Source organism: Paenibacillus alba, from assembly GCF_013204855.1.
Classification (GTDB): Bacteria; Bacillota; Bacilli; order Paenibacillales; family NBRC-103111; genus Paenibacillus_E; species Paenibacillus_E alba.
This window is the reverse complement of record NZ_JABMKZ010000041.1, coordinates 51742-72470: the sequence shown is the minus strand read 5'-3', so window position 1 is coordinate 72470 and position 20729 is coordinate 51742. Positions and strand designations below refer to the sequence as shown.

Here is a 20729-nt window from a genome sequence, read left to right as displayed (position 1 = left end):
GACGACGAGGTTGATAGGTTCGAGGTGGAAGTGCGGCAACGTATGCAGCTGACGAATACTAATCGGTCGAGGGCTTAACCAATAGCTGACTAAGCAGCAAATGAAACTACGCCAGTCGTAGTAGAGTTGATCTTACCTTTACGCACGTTTCGTATCTAGTTTTCAAGGCGCAAACCACGCTTTGACTGTTTGGTGATGATGGCGGAGGGGACCCACGCGTTCCCATCTCGAACACGACCGTTAAGCCCTCCAGCGTCGATGGTACTTGAACCGCAGGGTTCTGGGAGAGTAGAACGTTGCCAAGCAACTATAGGAAGCCTTTATAAGAGAAATCTTATAAAGGCTTCTTTTCTGTAGCAATGGTGGATGTTTTTCAAGTCAACCATGGCGATACCATGGTATCGCCATAGTACAGTCCTTAAGGTTTTTTCTGAGCTAAACTTAAGGACGCTGACCTGAAAGGGAACTAGGATACGCTATTTCATTAAATTGGAGCTAATTCGCGGGCAAACGGAACAACGTTACGCTATTTCATCGGTTACTGGTCCAAATCATGCGATTTCGTTCAAATAGCGTAACTGAGTTCCGTTTCACGCTAGTTTAGCTCGTTTTTCCAGAAATAGCGTACTCCAGTTCCGTTTAGCCCCCTGACTGTGCATGAAACTCCCTTAGGGGATGCTAATGTTGTTACAGATGCTAGAGTATCTATTCAGAATTCACACTAACATTATTGTCGTGAGAATATCATCAAACGTAACGATTCCAATCATGATGTCGTCGAACCGGAGTACAGGAATGGCTGGGAGTCCATACTTTTTCATCAAGTGGCCAACTTCCGACAGATCAGAATCGGCCTTAACTGAAATGATCTGAGTTGCCATGATTTCTTGCACCAAAGAATCAGGATTTGAAACGATCAAATCACGAAGCGATAGAACGCCAAAGAGTTTCCCGGTTGCATCCGTAACGTAGAGATAATAGATCGTCTCGGCATGGCTCGCAACAAGCCGCAGGTTCTGAAGAATAGCGGCAACGGAGTCTGTTGCTCTAACGGAAATAAACTCGGTTGTCAGCAGCGATCCAGCCGTGCCCGAGAAGTAAGTTAGCAGCTGCTTGATATCGTCGGCTTCCTCTTGATCCATTTGATTCAGCAGGTAATCGGCTTCTTGGTTGGGCAATAAACCGATAAAATCAGCAGCATCATCGGATGGCAGATCATTAAGCATAAGAATGGCATATTCGTGATCTAATTCTAATAAGCAATTTTTTTGCTGCAAAGGCGGCAGTTCGCTGAATATGTCTCCAAATTCGGAAGGCGTGAGGAACGAGTAGACCCGGGTTCGTTTGCTATCATCCAACGCCATAAATATCTGTGTTTGATCGGCTGGATGAAGCTCGAGGAAATCCGTGCGAAATTGATCTTTGTTTTCTTCTTTGATGGCTAGCAGTAAATAATACGTATATTCTTCTTTGTATCTAAGCTGATTCAATTTAATCATCGTGTGGCCCCGCCTTTCTTCATAAATGTTCGACATCGACAGTCAAGACATTCTCAATTCTTTTAATGTAATAATAAATTTCTGTTGTATAGTGGTGTTCAGGTACAGACAGAATTAAATCCAAGATCTGATTGCCATTATCCAAGTCCTTCAGCTTCATATGTCTTAATTTGTATTCGGATGCTTTACGAAGATCTCCGGTATTTTTGCGTTCGATGGTCTGGATGAGTTCTGTCATTCTGTAGTTAGGTTTTACAACAATTTTGACCGCTACGTCGTGTCTGTTTAAGGTGTTGGATCCGGCAATCTTAATGAGATAGGGGACGACATTGACAGCAATGATCAACAAAATGACCCCGCAGGTCGCTTCTGCATAGAATCCAGCGCCCACAGCAATACCAAGCCCAGATGCTGCCCAAATCATCGCGGCTGAAGTCAATCCGGAGATGACCTCATTGCTTCTTCTCAAGATAACCCCAGCGCCAATAAAACCAACTCCGCTCACGATTTGCGCGGCTAAGCGCATAGGGTCCATATTAGGATGATTAGCCCCAGCAAATTTATCGAACGCATGAATGGATACGATTGTAATTAAACAACTGGTGATACAGATGACCATGCAAGGCCGTAAGCCTAGCTGTTTTTGCTTGATTTGTCTGTCCATACCAATAAGAAGTCCGAAACATAAAGCCAGAATAAGTTTGAAAATCATTTCCAAAGTCATCTGTATCACCTCTTTGTCAATTTGTTAGAGCCACTCGTTAAATTTGCGGATGTACCATTTTTTAACGGTTTGTGTAAGGAAGCAGTAGCTTAGCAAGATAGCAGCAAGCCAAGGGAAGTAGGAAAGTGGCAATGGCTGCAGACCGATGCTGGACCCGAAAGCACTGAAGGGAATGAAAATCCCTGCGATTATTATCAAACTAGTTAGTAGAAGTACAGGCATACTGGCCCGGCTTTGGGTAAATGGTATTTTTTCTGTACGGATCATATGCACAATAAGGGTTTGCGATAAGAGTCCTTCGATAAACCATCCGGATTGAAACAAAGACTGGTTTTCAACGGTATTAGCTGCAAATACAAAATACATAAGGAAATACGTGGCATAGTCGAATATAGAACTGATCGGACCTATAAACAGCATAAATCGACAAACGGACTTGGCATCCCACTTTCTCGGCTTCGCTAAGAATTCCTTATCCATGCGATCCCAAGGAATGGATAGCTGCGAGACATCATAAAACAGGTTTTGAATAAGCAAATGAATCGGAAGCATGGGAAGAAAAGGGAGAAAGATGCTGGAGCCCATTACACTAAATACGTTGCCGAAATTTGAACTGGCCGTCATTTTAATGTATTTAATAATATTGCCGAATGTCAGTCGCCCTTCAATGACGCCAGCTTCCAAGACCATCAAATTTTTCTCCAATAAAATAATATCTGCCGATTCTTTGGCGATATCTACAGCGGTGTCTACGGAAATGCCTACATCGGCTTGGCGCAGTGAAGCTGCGTCATTTATGCCGTCTCCCATGAAACCAACCGTATGACCTTTGGATTGCAGCGCTCGAACGATTCTGGATTTCTGCAACGGATTTAATTTGGCGAATACCGTTGTTTTTTCAGCAAAATCAGCAAGCTGCGCATCGTTCATATGGTCGATATCGCTGCCCAAAGCGATTAGGCTCACATGAAGTCCAACGTCTTTGCATACTTTGCGAGTAACCGCGGCGTTATCACCAGTTAAGACTTTAATATCAACCCCATTAAGCTTTAAAGCCTGGATGGCTGTTTTTGCTGTTTCTTTGGGGGGATCGATGAAACCAACGTATCCAATGAGGGTGAGGTTCTTTTCATCTTCTTTGCCGTAGGGATCTTGTTTAGGCGAAATGGATTTGACGGCAACAGCAATAATACGAAGCCCATCGTTGTTCAATTTATGGACCAACTGCATGGCCTGTTGTGTAATTTGAGGCGTAAGTTCCATGCTTACTCCATGATCCTGCACATGGGAACAAACACTTAGAATTTCCTCCATGGCTCCCTTGCAAATGAGGACATGGCCATTGCCGCTTTTCTCCAGCACTACGGACATTCGGCGGCGGTTAAAATCAAAGGGGATTTCATCCACTTTTGTATAACTTTTTTCTGCGCCAAGGATATCGGTGAGCTCCACATGTTCCAACACGGCAACATCTAATAAATTTTTCAGTCCAGTTTGATGATAGCTGTTCAAATACGCATATTCGAGAACCTTCAGATCTGCTTTGCCGTGAATATCCATATAATTTTCAAGAATAATTTTGTCCTGAGTGAGTGTTCCAGTTTTATCTGTACAAAGGATATTCATCGCTCCGAAGTTTTGGATCGCGTTTAAACGTTTGACAACGACTTTATTTCGCGCCATCACGGAAGCGCCTTTGGCCAGGTTGGTAGTTACAATAACAGGAAGCATTTCAGGTGTTAATCCAACTGCGATCGATAAGCCAAACAGCAACGCATCCCACCAATCGCCTTTGGTGAAGCCATTGATAAAGAAAATAATGGGAACCATAATGAGCATAAAACGAATGAGGACAAAGGTGACACTGTGCACCCCTTTATCGAAGCTCGTCAGTGGACGTTTCCCCGTTAATGTTTTGGCCATCGATCCAAAATAAGTTGAAGCTCCCGTGGATACAACGACGCCGGCAGCCGTTCCGCTAACGACATTCGTACCCATATAGCAGATGTTGCCGAGCTCTAGCGCATTGGCTTGCCGAGGTCGATTGGTTTTGTTGAATCCAGTGACGATTTGGGAATCTTGCTTTTCAACGGGAAGCGCTTCTCCAGTAAGGCTCGATTCACTGACGAAGAGATCCTTGGAGGCCAGCAGCCTGATATCAGCCGGAACCAGATCGCCTGCCGACAGATGGACAATATCGCCGGGAACAAGCTGTTCCATATCTATCTCTTGCTTGATACCGTTTCGAGTCACCGTGGCAGTTGTTCGCACCATTGCTTTAAGCTTCTCGACTGTGCGAATCGAACGAAACTCTTGAGTAAATGTAATCAGAAGACTAATCGCAATCATTGCGCTGATTACGATTTGACCCTTGGTATCATCGGTAAGAAAAGAGAAGATATCCAGTGCTAAGAGGATAAGAATAAAAGGATTTTTAAAGCATACAAGCAATTGCAGGTACCAGGCAGGCGGCTTTTCGTGAGCAATTTGATTTTTCCCGAACTGATTTCGTTTTTCTTTGAGGACGGTATCCTTCAACCCTGCGTGAGATGTTGCTAATTCTGCTAATAGATCCTCTGTGTGGCAAAAGGATGCCTCGACTAAGCGATTTGTTATCGCTGTATGGTTTTGTTCAATTCGGTTATTATTTTTCATAGTTCGTTCCTCCACCGTCATTTTTGGACACAAAAAAGCTCTCCACGAAGGAGAGCCATCGGCTTCGGAACTCGATTTTATCGGATCATCCAGACATGCACGCACTTAAATAAACCTGTCTCTTGCGTGCAAGTGGACAAATTTGGAAAATGTGTTTGGTATGGGTGATTGAGAAAAACGAGTTCCTTCTCTTCACAGGACAATATCGTTCATATTCAGTTCTTGGCCTACTGGGACTACTGTCCATGTGAAATCACCCCTTTCAAAATGAAAATCCCTCTAGGTTCACCTAGAGGGATCATAAATAAGCGCACAAAAAGACACTTAATGCCGGTTCCCCCTAGTCGAGTTTTAGCACTATACAACGTAAAGAGATATAAGATCCCTTAGCCACCTTATGAAAAGCCTTAATCCGGCAATCCCTGTTCTACCCATTGGCATCTTTCGATGTTTCCGGGCAGTGGCCTATGTTTGTATAGGAGCCTCACCTAACGAGGTCATATGTTTTACAGTGAAATACTACACCTGTTTTCTTGTGGATGTCAATAATTAATTTTCTAAAAAAAGTAATTGTGTTACCTGTTCTCCGAAATCAGCTTCAGCAATCACTTGTTGGGACTGGATTGCAGGTGCAGCTCCTTCAATGGAACCATGGACTCCTGTGGAACATAAAATTTAAATGGATCCTCATCGATAACGCCCAACAATTGCTTCCGGTAAGGAGATGCGTTCCCCAGCAGTCGCTCAGACGCGCTGCGATAATCAATCGGTCTCATCCAGATCGGGCTGTAGCCTAGGAACAGCTGACGGCGTGTAAATTCGGACTGGTTTGGCGCACCAGCATGCCACAGATTTTGCGGGAAAATGAACACATCCCCCGGTTTTCCGCAGACTTGTACTTCTCCCGGCACCTGGCCGCGGACATCCTGACTCTCCGGATGAAACGGCTTATTGTGCGAGCCTGGGATAACTTTCGTATTGCCGCGGTCCGGCTGTGTCATGTCGCTCAGAATGTAGCAGGTCTTGATATAATACGTAGACGTAAGGCCGTTTTGTTTAGGAAACTGCGGATGCGGTCCGTCTTGATGCCAATTAATGAAGCTGTGTGACTCGGTTTTCACATCGTTCGGATTCGGCTTCCGAATCGTTAAATGCGAGATATGCAGCTGAATGTTATAGCCAAGCAGATTAACCATCAGAGGCAGCAGCGTAGGCTCGTCGATCAGCGATGCAATTTCATCGTCGCGCTCTACACTGTTATAAATATTATGAGCTAATGATTCCGGCTCTTCGGCAACGATTCGGTCAATGGCGGCATTCAGCCGATTAACTTTATCTTCCGACAGTACGCCAGGCAATATCAAATAACCATTCTCGTTGAATTGTTGAATTAGTGCAGGAATATCCAGTTTTGTTTGTGTCATGTGAATACACTCCTCATATTAAATTAGGGTTATCTTGAATTTTACTCGTGTAAATTTTTCTTTAAAAAGAAAAGGAAGTCGCTTTCTCCTTCCTTTTCCTCGATCTCTACTTCAAGTAGCCGAGTTCTTTGATTCTTTTGTCCGCCGCATCTAAATACGCTTTATAATTCATCGAGCTTTCCAATGTCTTGAGGAAGCTGTCATACTCGCTTAGCGGGCGCTTGCCATAAATGAATTTGGAGAACTCTTCTTCAATGTAGCGACTCGCGTCTGCGGCATTGTAGCCGTTAGGCATATCCACAAATCCAGCCAATCCATCAATGTGCGGCTGTTTGCTTGCGAATTCCATAAACTTAGCCTGTGGTCCGAATTTCACCGTCAAATAATCCATTTCCGGGCGGCCTGCGAATTGATACAGCCAGAAATATCCGCCTTCTTTGCCCATCAAATCTGTCGGAACAACTTTGCTGCCATCCAGATTATAATGCTTGCCTTTCACCCCGTACTGAACTAACAAGGAACCATCCTTGGAGGACACATAGTTCAATAAATCAATGACCTTCTGCAGCTTCTCCGGATTTTTCTCAAGTGACTTTGGAACGGCATACAATGCTGCTGCCTTCCCAATGTCGTAGGCGCTTGCGTATTTGCCGCCTGGTCCTTTGATGGCATCAACCTGTACCCATTTGGCATTCGGATTCACAGCTTTAATTTGCTCAACGAATTGATCCTTCGTAACATTGGGCCAATCCAGATAGACGATTCCCGCTTGCCCTTTGATCGCTTTTTGTTGATGCTGAAGGCCTGAGTTAGCCAAAAGCTCTGGATCCACCGAACCGGAAGCAATCATTTTCTGTACGAAAGCGAGCGCATCCTTCATCCCGGGATCATACAGTGCGTTCACAACTTTATTATCCTTTACATAAATGCTTGGAGTACCGCCGTCCATGCCTACGCCATAAGCTCCGAAAACAGTATCAAACGCACCCAATTTACCGCCTGTGAGACCATACGTATCTTTTTTTCCATTGCCGTCTGGATCCTTCTCGGTAAACGCTTTGGCAACTTCAAGCAATTCTTCCGGAGTCGTAGGAACTTTCAAATTTAATTTATCGAGCCAATCCTGGCGAATCCAGTACGTATTGTAGGGGATCTGCGGCGACTTGGCGATGGCATACGTTTTGCCATTCAGCATCCCTTTCTTCAAGCTGTCAGCCCCAATAAAGTCTTGTACCGGCTTAAGCTTATCCAAATAAGGCGTGAGGTCAAGCAGAAGGCCTTGATCCGTAAATTGCTTTAATTGCTGGCGGTCTACAGCGAATAAATCTGGGAAGTTCGCGGAGGACATGCGCACGTTCAACTGATTTTTGTAATCATCGTTTGATGCATACACAGTTAGATTGAGATCTGTGCCCAGCGCCTTATCCAGCTCTTGCTTAATAACGTCCTGATCAGGAGAAGGAAGACCGCTGCCTGTTTCGATAATGTCAAGCTTAACTGGCTTGGAGCTGGCAGCCGGTTTGCTGCTCTCTGCAGCTTTATCTGTAGGCTTATTCGCTGCTGGCTTTCCACCGCAGCCGGCAATAACTGTTCCACCAGCGAAAGTCATGGCGAGAAGAATTGGTACGAGCAATTTCTTTTTCATAGATACCCCTTCTTTCTTTTAAAAAGTAAAGTTGCTTCTATTGTTGCCGTAGCGGAACGAACCAGGCTGCAGTCCTGATATATTCAGCACACGGGGTCAACCTTTGACGGAGCCCATCAGCATGCCTTTGGTGAAATGCTTTTGAATGAACGGATACACAAGAATGATAGGTAAACTTGCAGCGACAACGGACGCCATTTGCATCGTTTCGGTAGGAAGCATATTTTCGGCATTTTCCAGCGGTTGCTGGGTCAGCATGAGAATCTCGCGAATAACGACCTGTAGAGGAAATAGATTGCGGTCTGTTACATACATAATCGCTTGGAAAAATTCATTCCAATGACCGACCATGTAGAACAACCCAATCGTGAGCATAGACGGAACCGAGAGCGGCAATACGATTTGCCATAAAATCCGGAATTCCTTCGCGCCATCCATCCGGGCCGATTCAAACAACTCTTCAGGGAGGCTTTCAAAAAAGCTTTTCATGATCAGAATATTAAAGCTCCAAATCGCATTCGGTAAAATCATAGACCAGACGGAATCCAGAAGCCCTAAGGATTTCACAACCAAATAGGTCGGAATGAGTCCCCCACTGAACAGCATCGTAAAGACGACCATAAGAAGGAAATAGCTTCTGCCTGGGAGATTGCGACGGCTAAGCGGATAAGCCATCAGCGAAGTCAAAATGAGGTTGACCAGCGTACCGACCACAGTGATGAAGATCGTTACCCAGAATGCTTTTGGAATGTTGGTTTCGGTGAAAAGCTTATGGTACGCGCTAAAGGTGATGGACTTAGGAATCAGGATGAAGCCGCCGTTTTTCAGTACCTCAGAGAAAGGCGTGATGGATACGGCTATCACATACATCAGCGGCACTATCGCCGCTAACGCAGCAAGTCCGAGAATGAGGACGACGATCGTGTTCACGATCCGGTCTTCCCAGCCTCTTACCATATGCCCTCACCCCATTTCTTGGATAACTGATTGGAGCCGAGTACCAGAACGAGTCCAATAAATGATTTGAACAATCCAACGGCTGCCCCCAGAGAGAAGTTGAGCTGCTGCAGTCCTGTCCGGAACACCCACGTGTCCAATATGTCGGCAACTTGATAAACTTGGATGTTATACAAAATATAAATTTGATCGAACCCGGCATCCATAATATGCCCCAGCTTTAAGATGAGCAGAAGTACAATGACATTTCGAATGCCTGGCAGTGTAATATGCCAAATCATCCGCAGTCGGCTTGCGCCGTCCACGCGGGCTGCCTCGTACAAGGTCGGATCGATCGCTGTCATCGCTGCCAAGTAGATGATCGCGCCCCAACCGAGATCTTTCCAAACTTCCGAACTTACCAGAATGGTCCGGAAATAGTCAATCGATGTCATGAAGCCTATTGATTGTCCGCCGGCATCTTCGATAAAGCCGTTGACAATTCCTGAGTTTTGCGAAAGAAGCGCGATTAAGATACCGTAAATAATGACCCAAGATAAGAAGTGCGGCATATACGTTAGCGTCTGTACGACCGTTTTGAACCAGCGCAGCCTGCACTCATTGAGCAGCAGCGCCATAATAATTGGCGGGGCCATACCAAAGACCAGCTTATAGATACTGATAATGAAAGTGTTGGCCATGAGCTGTCCGAAATAAGGAGAATCAAAAAACGTTTGAAAGTGCTTGTACCATGGATCAGCCCAACCACTGCCGAGAATACCATCTAATATTTGGAAATCCTTGAACGCAATAACTACACCATACATCGGAATATAGCGGAAAATAACGAAATAAATAACGCCGGGCAAAAGCATGAGATAAAAAGCACGAAAAGCCCAAATTTGCTTGGCAGATAATTTAAGATTCGCTTCTCTTGTCTTTCTCCCCGCCTTTATTTCCTGCTTGATTGCAATCTGCTGTTCCATGAGGCCACCTCTTTTCCAACTGTTGACTCGCTTCCTAACGGGTTGAGTTTAGTATAGCAAGCGCTTTCTTTGGAAAATATACAGTGATCCTGTGAAAATGTCCGAATTCTTGCAAACGCTTTATTTGGTTTTTTCTACTTGTTCATGTTCCACAGCTGGAAGCTCGATTCGGATCAACGTACCGCGTTCTGGCAAGGAGAAAATGGATAATCCATACCCCGTTCCGAAATGGAGCCCAATTCGTTCGTGGACATTCATAATCCCGATTCCTGTGAATCTATGTTTACTCGGCGCTTTGTGCCGCTCTTCAAACAGACTGTTCAAGATCTCCGAGTTCATCCCGAGCCCGTTGTCCCTGATGATAATGATCAGTTTATCTTTCACACACTTCGTCCGTATACGGATCATTCCAGCATGCTTGAGCGGCACAATGCCATGGAAAATGGCGTTCTCCACAAGCGGCTGCAAGGTTAGCTTTAGAATTGTTTTCGATAGCGTTGCATGAGAAGCGTCAATCTCCATCGTGAACTTATCGCCGTATCGTACTTTCTGAATGTACGCATACATGCGCAGCCCTTCCAGCTCGTCCGCCAAAGTGACGAACTCCGTGCTTTTATCAAAGCTGAAAGACAACAAGCCAACAAGCGTCTTGATCGTTTCCCGAACCTCGTTGATTTTGTGCTGCTTGGCCAAAGAACTAATACAAGCAAGCGTGTTATACAAAAAATGGGGGGCGATTTGACTCTGCAGCATTTTCAACTCGAAATGCTTCTTGCGGCGTTCCGCTTCCTTCGTTTCCTGCAGCAGATGATGAATCCGCTCCATCATAGCGTTATAGCTTCGGGCTAATCGGCCGATTTCGTCATTTCCGGTCGCGTGTATGGTGTGAAGCACCTCCACATCTCGAACCCGGTCCATCTTAGCAACCAATGTACGCACTGGCAGCGTAATATACCGGCTTATCATGTAGGTGCTGACTAAGACAAGGAAGATCCAGAAAGCGCCCGCTGTGCTGAAATTTCGGTAAAGACTGCGAATATTTTGATAGAAAAAGTTATTCTCATAGAAGGCGATAAAATACCAGCCAAGCTTATTCATCCCGGACTTCACAGCAACCAAATCGCCTTGCGGGCCTGTTATTTCGGCTGCTCCTAGAGGAAGCTCTGACACCTTGTCGACAAAGCCGGCATCCAGCTCCGGCGGGAACACAGACGTATTATACGGCAGCAGCCGGTAGGAGTTAAGCGGGAGCCCCGCATCAAACGAATGGACAACATTTTTTTTATTGGTGATGATCGCGAATGTTTGATTTTTCGTATTCATGAATTGAGCGATTAGATTCGTTAACTGAACGAGATCGATTTCCACGACAGCGATCCCTTTGAATGACTTCGTTGAAGAGGATTGAATCGGCAAAACGAAGGCTACTGTTTTACCCGACATGGGGGATTGATAGGGCTCAGTGATAAACATCCCGTAGGTCTCCCTGGCTTTCGTGAGCAGTACGGGGATTTGAGGATTGCCAATAATATCGAAGGTGGTTTGAGAGTTGGAAATAACATGGCCATCCTCACCGACCAAATAGAGCGACTTATACAGCGTTCTGTTCATATTCGCATACGAACGCAGAACCTCCGCAGCTTCCTTCTCCTTCTCTTCGCTCAACAAATCTTCACGGGTCGAGATAAGCATAAGAATATTTTGCACATTATCTAGGTAAGCATTCATATACAGATTGGTTCGGTCAATAATAATTTGAGCGTCCGAAACGACCTGTCTCCGGAATAATCCCTCCGCTTCGCGCAAGTTGATCCAGCCAAGCCCTCCTAATAGAACGAGTGTTCCTACGGACAGAAAAAGAAAATGTTTGGCCAGCATGCTCCAGCTGCCAAACCAAGAAATAAGCGCTTTCATATTGTCATCAACCCTTTTTATAATCTGTTGGTGCTACCCCGGTCCAATTTCGGAAAAGCTGTGAAAAATAACGGTAACTGGGAATGCCTACCTGTTCGGCCACTTCGTACACTTTAAGCTGAGTGTTCTGAAGCAGGTTCACAGCCTTCTCCATGCGCAGGCGAGTGACATAATCGTTGAAGGATTCACCGCTTTCTTCCCGGAACAGACGGCTGAGGTAGTACGAGCTCAACCCAACCTCATCCGCAACGGAGGTCAGCGTAATCGGATCTCCCAGCTTGCTCATAATAATTTGTTGTGCCAGCTTGACTTCTTTTCGAATCTTCCGTTCGTCACGTGTTCCTGCCTGTTGCGGATTGGACAACTCCCGGCGTGTCCGTTCCTGCTCATAATCCCTTAATTCGGTTTCACGTCTGATCGCTGTTCTCGCCTTTTCAATCGCCGTCTTCATATCCTCTTCATCAAACGACAGCTTCGTAAAGTAGTCCAAAGCCCCTAGCTTCAGCGCTTCTTGCGCATAATGAAAATCGCTATGGCAGGTTAGCAGCACAAATTGGATGAGTGGAAATTTTTTTTTTACGATGCGAAACAATTCCAATCCATCCATGATGGGCATCGTAATATCGGAGATAACAAGATCAGGTTCCAAGGCCTTGCACAGCTCTAAAGCCTCTTCGCCATTTTCCGCTTCTCCGACCAGCTCAGCTCCAAACGAAGGCCATGGCATAGATCGGAGTTCTTGTCTTAGCGGCAATTCATCATCAATGATCAGCACGCTTATCGGCGTTATAGACATATAGATCTCCTCCTTATGAGTAAAAAATACATACATTATTATGACAATGATACCAGTAATATAAACGCTTGTTTATATAGACACATTGTAGAAGTTTACTAAGCACAAATCTACCCCAACAGCGGTGGATTGGGAATGGCCATGAAAAAAAGAAGGAATTGGAACAAGCCTATACGTTAAGCAGGGGTATTTTTGTAAATACTGTGAGTAGGTTGTGATTTCTGTGAAAAGGCGGCCGCTGCACAATGTGAGAAGCAGTACTTGTCAAAAAGAAAGGAAATGATTATAATCTAGTTAAGGTCAAAGAAAGTCAAAGTCAATCAAAGTCAATTTACTTCTAGCAGTCTGGGAGGATGAATTGATGCGTAACGTATCAGAAATTATTGAACAGTATTTGAAACATGTCCTGCAGCAAAGTTCCGAAGGGGCCATCGAAATTCAACGCAACGACTTAGCTGATCAATTCCAGTGTGTACCTTCCCAAATCAATTATGTGATCAGTACCCGATTTACCTTGGAAAAGGGCTACATTGTGGAGAGTAAGCGCGGCGGCGGCGGATACATTCGTATTCAGAAGATCGAGCTCAAGAGTCATGGATCTATTTTAGATCATATTTTTCGCACGATTCATACACATATCGATCAAGTCACCTCAGAAGGACTGATATACCAGCTGCAGGAGGGTCACTATATTTCGACCAGAGAAGCTAACCTGATTCGGGCAGCGATATCGAGAGATGTGTTGACCTTCAAGCTCCCGTTGCGCGACGAAATTCGGGCTAAGATTCTTAAAGCAATGCTGATATCCTTGCTTAGCAGATGAGGAGGCATACGAAATGATTTGTCAGGAATGCGGTAAACGACCGGCGACTCTCCACTTTACGAAGATTATAAATGGAGACAAGAACGAGTTCCACATTTGTGAGAATTGCGCTCGTGAGAAGGGCGAGATGATACCGGGAACGTCTAACGGCTTTTCGATTCATAATCTGTTATCTGGGTTACTGGATTTCGATCCGTCATCTCTCTCCGCGGCGAAGTCACAGGCTATCCGATGTGAGAACTGTGGCCTTACGTATTCGCAGTTTAGTAAATTAGGTCGTTTTGGTTGCGGATCCTGCTATCAAAGCTTTTCGGAAAAGTTAGATCCTCTCTTCAAAAGGGTTCATGGCAACATCGTTCATGTCGGGAAAGTACCGAAGCGAAGCGGTGGAATCATCCAATGCAAGCGGGAAATTGATACGCTCAAGAAGGATATGATGGCCTGTATTGAAGCTGAAGAGTTTGAAGAAGCAGCTAAGATTCGTGATCAGATTCGAGACATTGAGAAAAAAATTGCGGGTATGTGATCTTGTCAGGAAGGTGTGAATCCAGTGACATTACAGCGGTTTACGGGAGATGCATTGAGCGAATGGATGAAGGGTGAAGGTCCTGAGTCGGATATCGTCATCAGCAGTCGAATTCGGATTGCACGCAACCTTAGAGACTATCCATATCCCATGCTAGCTACCAATCAACAATCACAAGAAGTACTTGGTCATTTATCTGGGGTTCTCGAGAATGAAGAGTTGGAGACGATTAGTCATTTCTCACTGATTCCTCTCTCTGAACTCAATGAGCTTGAACGAATGGTTCTTGTCGAAAAGCATTTAATCAGTCCAAATTTAGCTAACGAGTCCAGGAATGGCGCCGTTATTTTAAGCGAAAATGAATCCATCAGTATTATGATCAACGAAGAGGATCATCTTCGCATACAATGCTTATGTCCCGGTTTTCAGATTAAGGAAGTTTGGGATTTAGCGAATCAAATTGATGATATTTTTGAAACACAATTGGATTATGGATACGATGAAAAGCGGGGCTACTTAACAAGCTGTCCTACTAACGTCGGTACTGGAATCCGTGCCTCCGTTATGATGCATTTGCCCGCGTTGGTGCTCAGCCAACAAATTAATCGGATTTTATCAGCTGTTACGCAAGTTGGGTTGACGGTTAGAGGATTATATGGGGAAGGCAGCGAAGCTTTAGGTAATCTATTCCAAATATCCAACCAGATTACACTTGGACAATCCGAAGAAGAGATTATTGATAATTTGCACAGCGTTGCCAGACAAATTATAGAGCATGAACGTGCAGCGAGACATAAACTGATTCAAGAGTCGAGAATGCGGATAATAGACCGTGTGAACCGTTCGCTTGGGATTCTGTCTTATGCAGGTATCATTGACTCTAAGGAAGCGGCGCAGCGTTTGTCCGATGTAAGACTAGGAATTGACCTAGGCATCATCAATAATGTTTCGTCGAATGTTCTGAATGAGCTTCTGGTGATGACACAGCCTGGTTTCTTGCAGCAATATGCAGGTGAGAAACTAAATGCCGAAGAGCGTGATGTACGCAGGGCAGAGTTGATTCGCGAGAAATTTGGTAGAATTTAAGCATTAGATTCATCCTTTAGGTTTTCCATAGATATACTACTTTTGGAGGTGTTCTCTATGATGTTTGGCAGATTTACAGAACGTGCGCAGAAGGTGCTTTCTTTGGCACAAGAGGAAGCAGTTCGCTTAGGGCATAACAATATTGGCACTGAGCACATTTTACTTGGTCTTATTCGTGAAGGGGAAGGCATTGCTGCCAAAGCACTCGTTGCTCTGGGCTTAGGTCTTGAGAAAATTCAAGATGAAGTCGAGTCTTTAATTGGCAGAGGACAAGAACAGCCTACCAATATTGCGTATACGCCTAGAGCGAAGAAAGTCATCGAGCTATCGATGGATGAAGCTAGAAAATTAGGTCACACCTATGTGGGGACTGAACATATTTTGCTTGGACTTATTCGCGAAGGCGAAGGAGTTGCAGCACGCGTACTCAATAACTTGGGCGTCTCTTTGAACAAAGCGCGTCAACAAGTGCTTCAACTGTTAGGCAGCAGCGAGACGGTTTCGCCAAGCCATGGCAATAATCAGAATGTAAACACGCCTACACTAGATGGGTTAGCGAGAGATCTTACTGCCTACGCCAAAGAGGGTCATTTGGACCCTGTCATCGGACGCAGCAAAGAAATTGAGCGTGTGATTCAAGTATTAAGCCGCAGAACCAAAAACAATCCCGTACTTATCGGTGAGCCTGGTGTTGGTAAAACAGCGATCGCCGAAGGTTTGGCACAGAAGATTATTAATAATGAGATCCCTGAAACTTTGAAGGATAAAAGGGTTATGACCCTCGATATGGGCTCTGTAGTTGCAGGGACGAAATATCGCGGTGAATTCGAGGATCGTCTCAAAAAAATCATGGACGAAATTCGCCAAGCGGGTAATATCGTATTATTCATTGATGAGCTTCACACTTTAATCGGTGCGGGTGGCGCGGAAGGAGCAATTGATGCTTCCAACATCTTGAAACCGGCTCTTGCCAGAGGTGAGCTGCAATGTATCGGTGCTACAACGTTAGATGAATATCGTAAATATATCGAAAAAGATGCTGCGCTTGAGCGTCGTTTCCAGCCGATCACGGTGGATCAACCATCGCCGGATGAAGCGATTCAAATTCTGTATGGGTTGCGTGACCGCTACGAAGCTCATCACCGTGTGAAAATCACGGATGCTGCGATTCAAGAAGCGGTTAAGCTTTCGGATCGTTACATCACAGACCGCTTCCTGCCGGATAAAGCGATTGATTTAATTGATGAGGCGAGTTCCAAAGTAAGGCTTCGCTCTTACACCATACCGCCTTCCTTGAAACAGCTTGAGAATAAGCTGGAGGATATTCGCAAGGAGAAGGATGCCGCGGTTCAAAGCCAAGAGTTCGAGAAAGCAGCCGGTCTTCGCGATACGGAGCAGAAGCTTCGTGAAGAGCTGGATACGACGAAGAACGATTGGAAAGAGAAACAAGGCCGCTTGGATACAGAAGTTACGCCTGACGACATCGCTCAGATCGTAGCGAGCTGGACTGGCATTCCGGTCAGCAAGCTGGCGGAAGAAGAAACAGAGCGTCTGCTCAAAATGGAAGAAATTCTTCATGAGCGTGTCATTGGACAAGAAGAAGCTGTTAAATCGGTAAGCCGTGCGATCCGCCGCGCCAGAGCAGGCCTTAAGGATCCGAAGCGCCCAATGGGCTCCTTCATTTTCCTTGGACCTACTGGGGTAGGTAAAACGGAATTAGCCCGTGCTTTAGCTGAATCTTTATTCGGCGATGACAATGCGGTAGTACGTATCGATATGTCCGAGTACATGGAGAAGCATTCGACATCCCGACTCGTTGGGGCGCCTCCAGGCTATGTGGGCTATGAAGAAGGCGGCCAACTTACCGAGAAGGTTCGTCGTAAGCCATATTCCGTCGTGCTGCTCGATGAAATCGAGAAAGCACATCCAGAAGTGTTCAACATCCTCCTTCAAGTTTTGGAAGATGGGCGTCTAACAGACTCCAAAGGGCGTACTGTTGATTTCCGCAACACATTGATTATTATGACATCCAATGTGGGTGCCGATGTGATCAAGAAGAATTCGTCCCTGGGCTTTACCGCCGCGGTAGATGCAGGCAGAGACTATACGAATATGAAAGACAAAGTGATGGGTGAGCTGAAGAAAAGCTTCCGTCCTGAGTTCCTTAACCGGATTGATGAAACCATCGTGTTCCATTCCTTGGATGAAACGCATATTGCCCAAATCGTCAGCTTGATGGCGGATGATCTTCGCAAACGTCTCAAAGAGCAAGAGGTTGATTTCTTGCTGACAGACAAAGCGAAGTTGTTCCTAGCCAAAGAAGGATTTGATCCGACGTATGGAGCAAGACCGCTGCGCAGAGCGATTCAGAAGCATATTGAAGATCGCTTGTCTGAGGAGCTGCTCAGAGGAAACATCTCCAAAGGTGATTCCTTGACGATTGATGAGAATGAAGGCGAGCTTGTTGTCCTGAAAGGCGAAGGCGTAGCTGCTAAATAATAAAAGCAAAGAAGCATTTTGCTCCATCCAGCTTGGGTGGGCAAAATGCTTTTTATTTATTTCAGCCCTTTCACGGGCTTCACAAAAATAGTAAACTTTACTTGGTAGGATCATTTTGGACGAAATTTTTGAATTAATGTAGGGAAGTGAATCTGAGTATGAAAAAGAAAACCATATATAAGTGCACCAGTTGTGGTCAAGAGCATCCCAAATGGCAAGGTTCGTGCAATAGTTGCCGTGAGTGGAACACTCTTGAAGAAGAAGATATTATCAATGCTCCTAGTGGCGGCCAAAAGGGCATAACGAAAAAGAAAAATGTTATCATTAATCGTCTTACAGATACCGTATCCCAGAACAGTGATAGGATTGTTACCAAGTACAATGAATTCAATCGTGTAATGGGTGGAGGAATCGTGAAAGATTCTGTTACGATTATTACGGCTGTTCCAGGTGCGGGGAAATCCACACTTTTACTGCAAATATCGGATGATGTGGCAAAGCAAGGATTGAAAGTACTGTATGCTTCAGGGGAAGAAAGTGACAGTCAGATCAAGAGAAGAGCAGAGCGAGTCCTGCAAAATATTCATCAAAACGTTTGGGTTTATTCGGACAACAGCTTGAATAATGTCTTAGGTTGTATTGATCAAGTAGACCCAGATCTTATTATTATAGATAGTATTCAAACTTTTGTATTGGAAGAATATCCACAAAGACCGGGCTCTCCCACGCAAACGATGGAATGTGCCAATGCTCTCCTCAAAGTTGCCAAAGATGCGCAAAGACCAAGAGCCATTATTATGGTGGGACAGATGACAAAAGATAACGAATTAGCTGGTTTAAGAGCATTAGAACATTTGGTGGATGCCGTTCTTGTTCTTGAAGGAGAAGAGGGAGAGGAGCTAAAACAGCTGTTTTCCACGAAAAACCGGTATGCCAGCACAGGGGAGCTTGGATTTTTCACAATGGGCGAGCAAGGGCTGACACCTATTGATAATCCCTCTGAATTCTTTATGACACAACGAGACGAGAATGATGTGGTTAGTGGAAGTGCGTTAACCGTTGTTAAAGAAGGTACACGACCTATTATTTTGGAAATAGAAAGCTTGGTTTCAACTACGTTCATGCCATACCCAAGCCGTATTGCCGAGTGTTTAAAAAAGGACCATGTTAATACACTTATCAGCATTATGGAACAAAGGGCTAATATGCCACTTCATGATAAGAATGTAGTAGTGAAAACAACTGGCGGTATGAGGCTGAAAGAACAATCATCCAATTTGGCGGCAATCATGAGTATTGTATCTTCCTGTAAGAATCAAGGTATCCCCAATGATACCGTCTTTATCGCCGATATTGGTTTAACAGGTGAATTAAAGAAAGTTCCTACGCTAGAAGTAAGAGTTAGAGAACTTGAAAGAATGGGTTTCAAACGTGTCTATGTTGCGCTCAATGGCTTGAAAAGCACAACTACGTTTTCTACAATAAAGGTAATTCCTTGTAAAACCTTGAGCCAAGTCATTCATTCTGTATTTGGTTCTTCTCCCAAAGGCAAAGAGCAGAAAGCACCGTGGGACGAGGAGGAATAATTGATATAAATAATTACAAAAGTAACCATCTCACAAGTCAAAAGAGAGTGGTTGCTTTTTTGTTTTGATTGTTAATAAAAGTTCAAACTTAGTTATAAATTAAACTGGTTAACCTAAGAAAACGAGAACTGTTCGTTCATTGTATACAAATTCTTTTAAAGGAAAGCATTTTCCGTTATACTTAGTTGTAAGGATTTAGCAAATGGACTTTATCAAAGCAGCATGAATTGCGAATGTGAAATGTATGATATATATAGGGATTGTTTAATCGTCAATTATCCTGGACTCGTATTGCCTCCAGTTTATGGATCAAGCCATACAACCCTATGATGTGGTGTTCGGTGAAATCGTATTATGCCAGAGAAAAGTTTGAAGGGGTGGACGCATCCGCCCGGTATGGAGATTATCGGAGTGAACACAGTGGCAGAAGCATTGCGAGCAGCACTGGGTTAACTCGTGGTCATTCAACCTGCAAGCCTTCAGGAGGAAAAAGATGAGTAAAGAAGAGATAAAGCGAGACGTCATGAGCCAGCTGCTGCAAATGGTAGCACCCGGTACGCCGTTCCGCGATGGTTTGGAGAATGTCCTACGCGCCAAAACGGGTGGACTTCTTGTTGTTGGTTATAGTGCGGAGGTCAGAGAAATTGTAGATGGGGGTTTCTCCATCGATTGCGACTTCTCTCCCAATTATTTATATGAGCTTGCCAAGATGGATGGCGCGATTATATTAAGTGAAGACATCAAACGAATTCTCTATGCGAACACACAGTTAATTCCTGATTCCTCCATCTCTTCATCGGAGACAGGAATTAGACACCGGACGGCTGAACGTGTTGCGAAGCAAACGAACAAATTAGTCGTCTCCATTTCGCAGCGGCGGAATGTCATTACCCTATATCAAGGCAATTTGCGCTATGCGCTGAAGGATATTGGTGTCATTCTAACGAAGGCGAATCAAGCGATTCAAACGTTGGAACGCTACAAGGTTGTCCTCGATCAGTCGTTGACCAATCTTAGCGCATCTGAGTTTGAGGAGCTTGTTACGCTTCACGATGTGACGAATGTTATTGCTCGTTTCGAGATGGTTTTACGCATTAAAGCGGAGATCAATCGATATATTAATGAATTGGGGAATGAAGGGCGCCTCATCAGCATGCAATTGGAAGAACTTGTGGGCAATGCGGAACTTGAAGCGCGTTTGCTCGTAAAAGATTATGTAAGAGAATTATCGGAAGATCGCGTCAAAGATATGCAAGCCGGATTAAAGCGGTTATCTTCGGATGAACTGCTGGAGCCGCACCAGATTATCCGGTTACTCGGTTATCCGCATACGAATTCCATTGTCGAAGAACCCGTTTCGCCTCGCGGCTTCCGGATTCTTGGGAAAATACCGAGGCTGCCCTCGATTATTATTGCTAATTTGGTCGAGAAGTTCGATTACCTGCCACACATGATGATGGCGACAATTGAAGAATTGGATGAAGTTGACGGAATCGGAGAAGTGAGAGCCCGCGCCATTAAGGAAGGTCTTAAGAGGATTCAGGAACAAGTCTTCATTGACAGACATATTTAAACTGGATACAATCATAAAGTATCAATGTTGAGGTTTTGTGAAGTCAATCAGGTTTTA

At 44.7% G+C, this 20729-nt stretch carries 15 protein-coding genes, 2 rRNA genes and 1 riboswitch; of the genes, 8 read left to right on the top strand and 9 right to left on the bottom strand.

Annotated elements, in window-relative coordinates; genetic code table 11:
* Together HQN90_RS32175 and rrf are read left to right on the top strand one after the other, a co-directional pair.
* Positions 1-82 (top strand): 23S ribosomal RNA (locus HQN90_RS32175); the annotation flags it as partial.
* 106 nt (positions 83-188) lie between these two features.
* Positions 189-305, top strand: a 5S ribosomal RNA gene (rrf, locus tag HQN90_RS32170).
* 411 nt (positions 306-716) lie between these two features.
* Here rrf and HQN90_RS32165 read toward each other — a convergent pair.
* From HQN90_RS32165 to HQN90_RS32125, 9 genes are all read right to left on the bottom strand, one after another.
* Positions 717-1499, bottom strand: a complete 783-nt coding sequence (locus HQN90_RS32165) for a magnesium transporter (protein ID WP_173226688.1) — start codon at positions 1497-1499, stop codon at positions 717-719.
* A 19-nt stretch (positions 1500-1518) separates the two neighbouring features.
* On the bottom strand, positions 1519-2223 hold the full coding sequence (locus tag HQN90_RS32160) for an MgtC/SapB family protein (RefSeq protein ID WP_173226686.1): 705 nt from the start codon (positions 2221-2223) through the stop codon (positions 1519-1521).
* A 24-nt stretch (positions 2224-2247) separates the two neighbouring features.
* Positions 2248-4899: a magnesium-translocating P-type ATPase gene (mgtA, locus tag HQN90_RS32155; protein ID WP_216855533.1), complete on the bottom strand. Its 2652-nt coding sequence runs from the start codon at positions 4897-4899 to the stop codon at positions 2248-2250.
* Positions 4900-5207: 308 nt separating this feature from the next.
* A riboswitch (M-box (ykoK) riboswitch) is annotated at positions 5208-5381 on the bottom strand.
* A gap of 102 nt (positions 5382-5483) precedes the next feature.
* A complete protein-coding gene (locus HQN90_RS32150) occupies positions 5484-6302 on the bottom strand; it encodes a phytanoyl-CoA dioxygenase family protein (protein WP_173226682.1) in 819 nt (272 codons plus the stop codon).
* 106 nt (positions 6303-6408) lie between these two features.
* Positions 6409-7947 carry an extracellular solute-binding protein gene (locus tag HQN90_RS32145; RefSeq protein ID WP_173226680.1) on the bottom strand — a complete coding sequence of 513 codons (1539 nt, stop codon included), beginning with the start codon at positions 7945-7947 and terminating at the stop codon, positions 6409-6411.
* 96 nt (positions 7948-8043) lie between these two features.
* Positions 8044-8904: a carbohydrate ABC transporter permease gene (locus HQN90_RS32140; protein ID WP_173226678.1), complete on the bottom strand. Its 861-nt coding sequence runs from the start codon at positions 8902-8904 to the stop codon at positions 8044-8046.
* The gene (locus HQN90_RS32135) at positions 8898-9758 is read right to left on the bottom strand and encodes an ABC transporter permease (protein WP_246362944.1); all 861 of its coding nucleotides are present in this window, start codon (positions 9756-9758) and stop codon (positions 8898-8900) included. The genes HQN90_RS32140 and HQN90_RS32135 overlap by 7 nt, the downstream gene beginning before the upstream one ends.
* Before the next feature lie 231 nt (positions 9759-9989).
* Positions 9990-11783, bottom strand: a complete 1794-nt coding sequence (locus tag HQN90_RS32130; RefSeq protein ID WP_173226674.1) for a cache domain-containing sensor histidine kinase — start codon at positions 11781-11783, stop codon at positions 9990-9992.
* A gap of 7 nt (positions 11784-11790) precedes the next feature.
* The gene (locus HQN90_RS32125; RefSeq protein WP_173226672.1) at positions 11791-12579 is read right to left on the bottom strand and encodes a response regulator transcription factor; all 789 of its coding nucleotides are present in this window, start codon (positions 12577-12579) and stop codon (positions 11791-11793) included.
* 361 nt (positions 12580-12940) lie between these two features.
* Here HQN90_RS32125 and HQN90_RS32120 point away from each other — a divergent pair, with 361 nt between their 5' ends.
* The 6 genes from HQN90_RS32120 (at position 12941) to disA (ending at position 20672) form a co-directional block, all read left to right on the top strand.
* The gene (locus tag HQN90_RS32120) at positions 12941-13402 is read left to right on the top strand and encodes a CtsR family transcriptional regulator (protein WP_079418081.1); all 462 of its coding nucleotides are present in this window, start codon (positions 12941-12943) and stop codon (positions 13400-13402) included.
* A gap of 13 nt (positions 13403-13415) precedes the next feature.
* Entirely contained in the window at positions 13416-13928 is a 513-nt protein-coding gene (locus tag HQN90_RS32115) for a protein-arginine kinase activator protein McsA (protein WP_173226670.1), read from the top strand.
* Positions 13929-13994: 66 nt separating this feature from the next.
* Entirely contained in the window at positions 13995-15014 is a 1020-nt protein-coding gene (locus HQN90_RS32110) for a protein-arginine kinase McsB (RefSeq protein ID WP_216855532.1), read from the top strand.
* Between the two features lie 57 nt (positions 15015-15071).
* Complete coding sequence (clpC, locus tag HQN90_RS32105; protein ID WP_173226666.1) at positions 15072-17513, top strand: ATP-dependent protease ATP-binding subunit ClpC; 2442 nt, start codon at positions 15072-15074, stop codon at positions 17511-17513.
* A 158-nt stretch (positions 17514-17671) separates the two neighbouring features.
* Complete coding sequence (gene radA / locus HQN90_RS32100; protein WP_173226664.1) at positions 17672-19099, top strand: DNA repair protein RadA; 1428 nt, start codon at positions 17672-17674, stop codon at positions 19097-19099.
* A 493-nt stretch (positions 19100-19592) separates the two neighbouring features.
* Positions 19593-20672, top strand: coding sequence for a DNA integrity scanning diadenylate cyclase DisA (disA, locus tag HQN90_RS32095; protein ID WP_173226662.1), 1080 nt, complete (start codon positions 19593-19595; stop codon positions 20670-20672).
* The last annotated feature ends 57 nt before the right edge of the window (positions 20673-20729 follow it).

Excerpts from the sequence above, each read along its gene's own strand:
- HQN90_RS32165 (WP_173226688.1), bottom strand. The coding sequence starts at position 1,499 with ATGATTAAATTGAATCAGCTTAGATACAAAGAAGAATATACGTATTAT.
- HQN90_RS32160 (WP_173226686.1), bottom strand. The coding sequence starts at position 2,223 with ATGACTTTGGAAATGATTTTCAAACTTATTCTGGCTTTATGTTTCGGA.
- mgtA (WP_216855533.1), bottom strand. The coding sequence starts at position 4,899 with ATGACGGTGGAGGAACGAACTATGAAAAATAATAACCGAATTGAACAA.
- HQN90_RS32150 (WP_173226682.1), bottom strand. The coding sequence starts at position 6,302 with ATGACACAAACAAAACTGGATATTCCTGCACTAATTCAACAATTCAAC.
- HQN90_RS32145 (WP_173226680.1), bottom strand. The coding sequence starts at position 7,947 with ATGAAAAAGAAATTGCTCGTACCAATTCTTCTCGCCATGACTTTCGCT.
- HQN90_RS32140 (WP_173226678.1), bottom strand. The coding sequence starts at position 8,904 with ATGGTAAGAGGCTGGGAAGACCGGATCGTGAACACGATCGTCGTCCTC.
- HQN90_RS32135 (WP_246362944.1), bottom strand. The coding sequence starts at position 9,758 with ATGCTTTTGCCCGGCGTTATTTATTTCGTTATTTTCCGCTATATTCCG.
- HQN90_RS32130 (WP_173226674.1), bottom strand. The coding sequence starts at position 11,783 with ATGAAAGCGCTTATTTCTTGGTTTGGCAGCTGGAGCATGCTGGCCAAA.
- HQN90_RS32125 (WP_173226672.1), bottom strand. The coding sequence starts at position 12,579 with ATGTCTATAACGCCGATAAGCGTGCTGATCATTGATGATGAATTGCCG.
- HQN90_RS32120 (WP_079418081.1), top strand. The coding sequence starts at position 12,941 with ATGCGTAACGTATCAGAAATTATTGAACAGTATTTGAAACATGTCCTG.
- HQN90_RS32115 (WP_173226670.1), top strand. The coding sequence starts at position 13,416 with ATGATTTGTCAGGAATGCGGTAAACGACCGGCGACTCTCCACTTTACG.
- HQN90_RS32110 (WP_216855532.1), top strand. The coding sequence starts at position 13,995 with ATGAAGGGTGAAGGTCCTGAGTCGGATATCGTCATCAGCAGTCGAATT.
- clpC (WP_173226666.1), top strand. The coding sequence starts at position 15,072 with ATGATGTTTGGCAGATTTACAGAACGTGCGCAGAAGGTGCTTTCTTTG.
- radA (WP_173226664.1), top strand. The coding sequence starts at position 17,672 with ATGAAAAAGAAAACCATATATAAGTGCACCAGTTGTGGTCAAGAGCAT.
- disA (WP_173226662.1), top strand. The coding sequence starts at position 19,593 with ATGAGTAAAGAAGAGATAAAGCGAGACGTCATGAGCCAGCTGCTGCAA.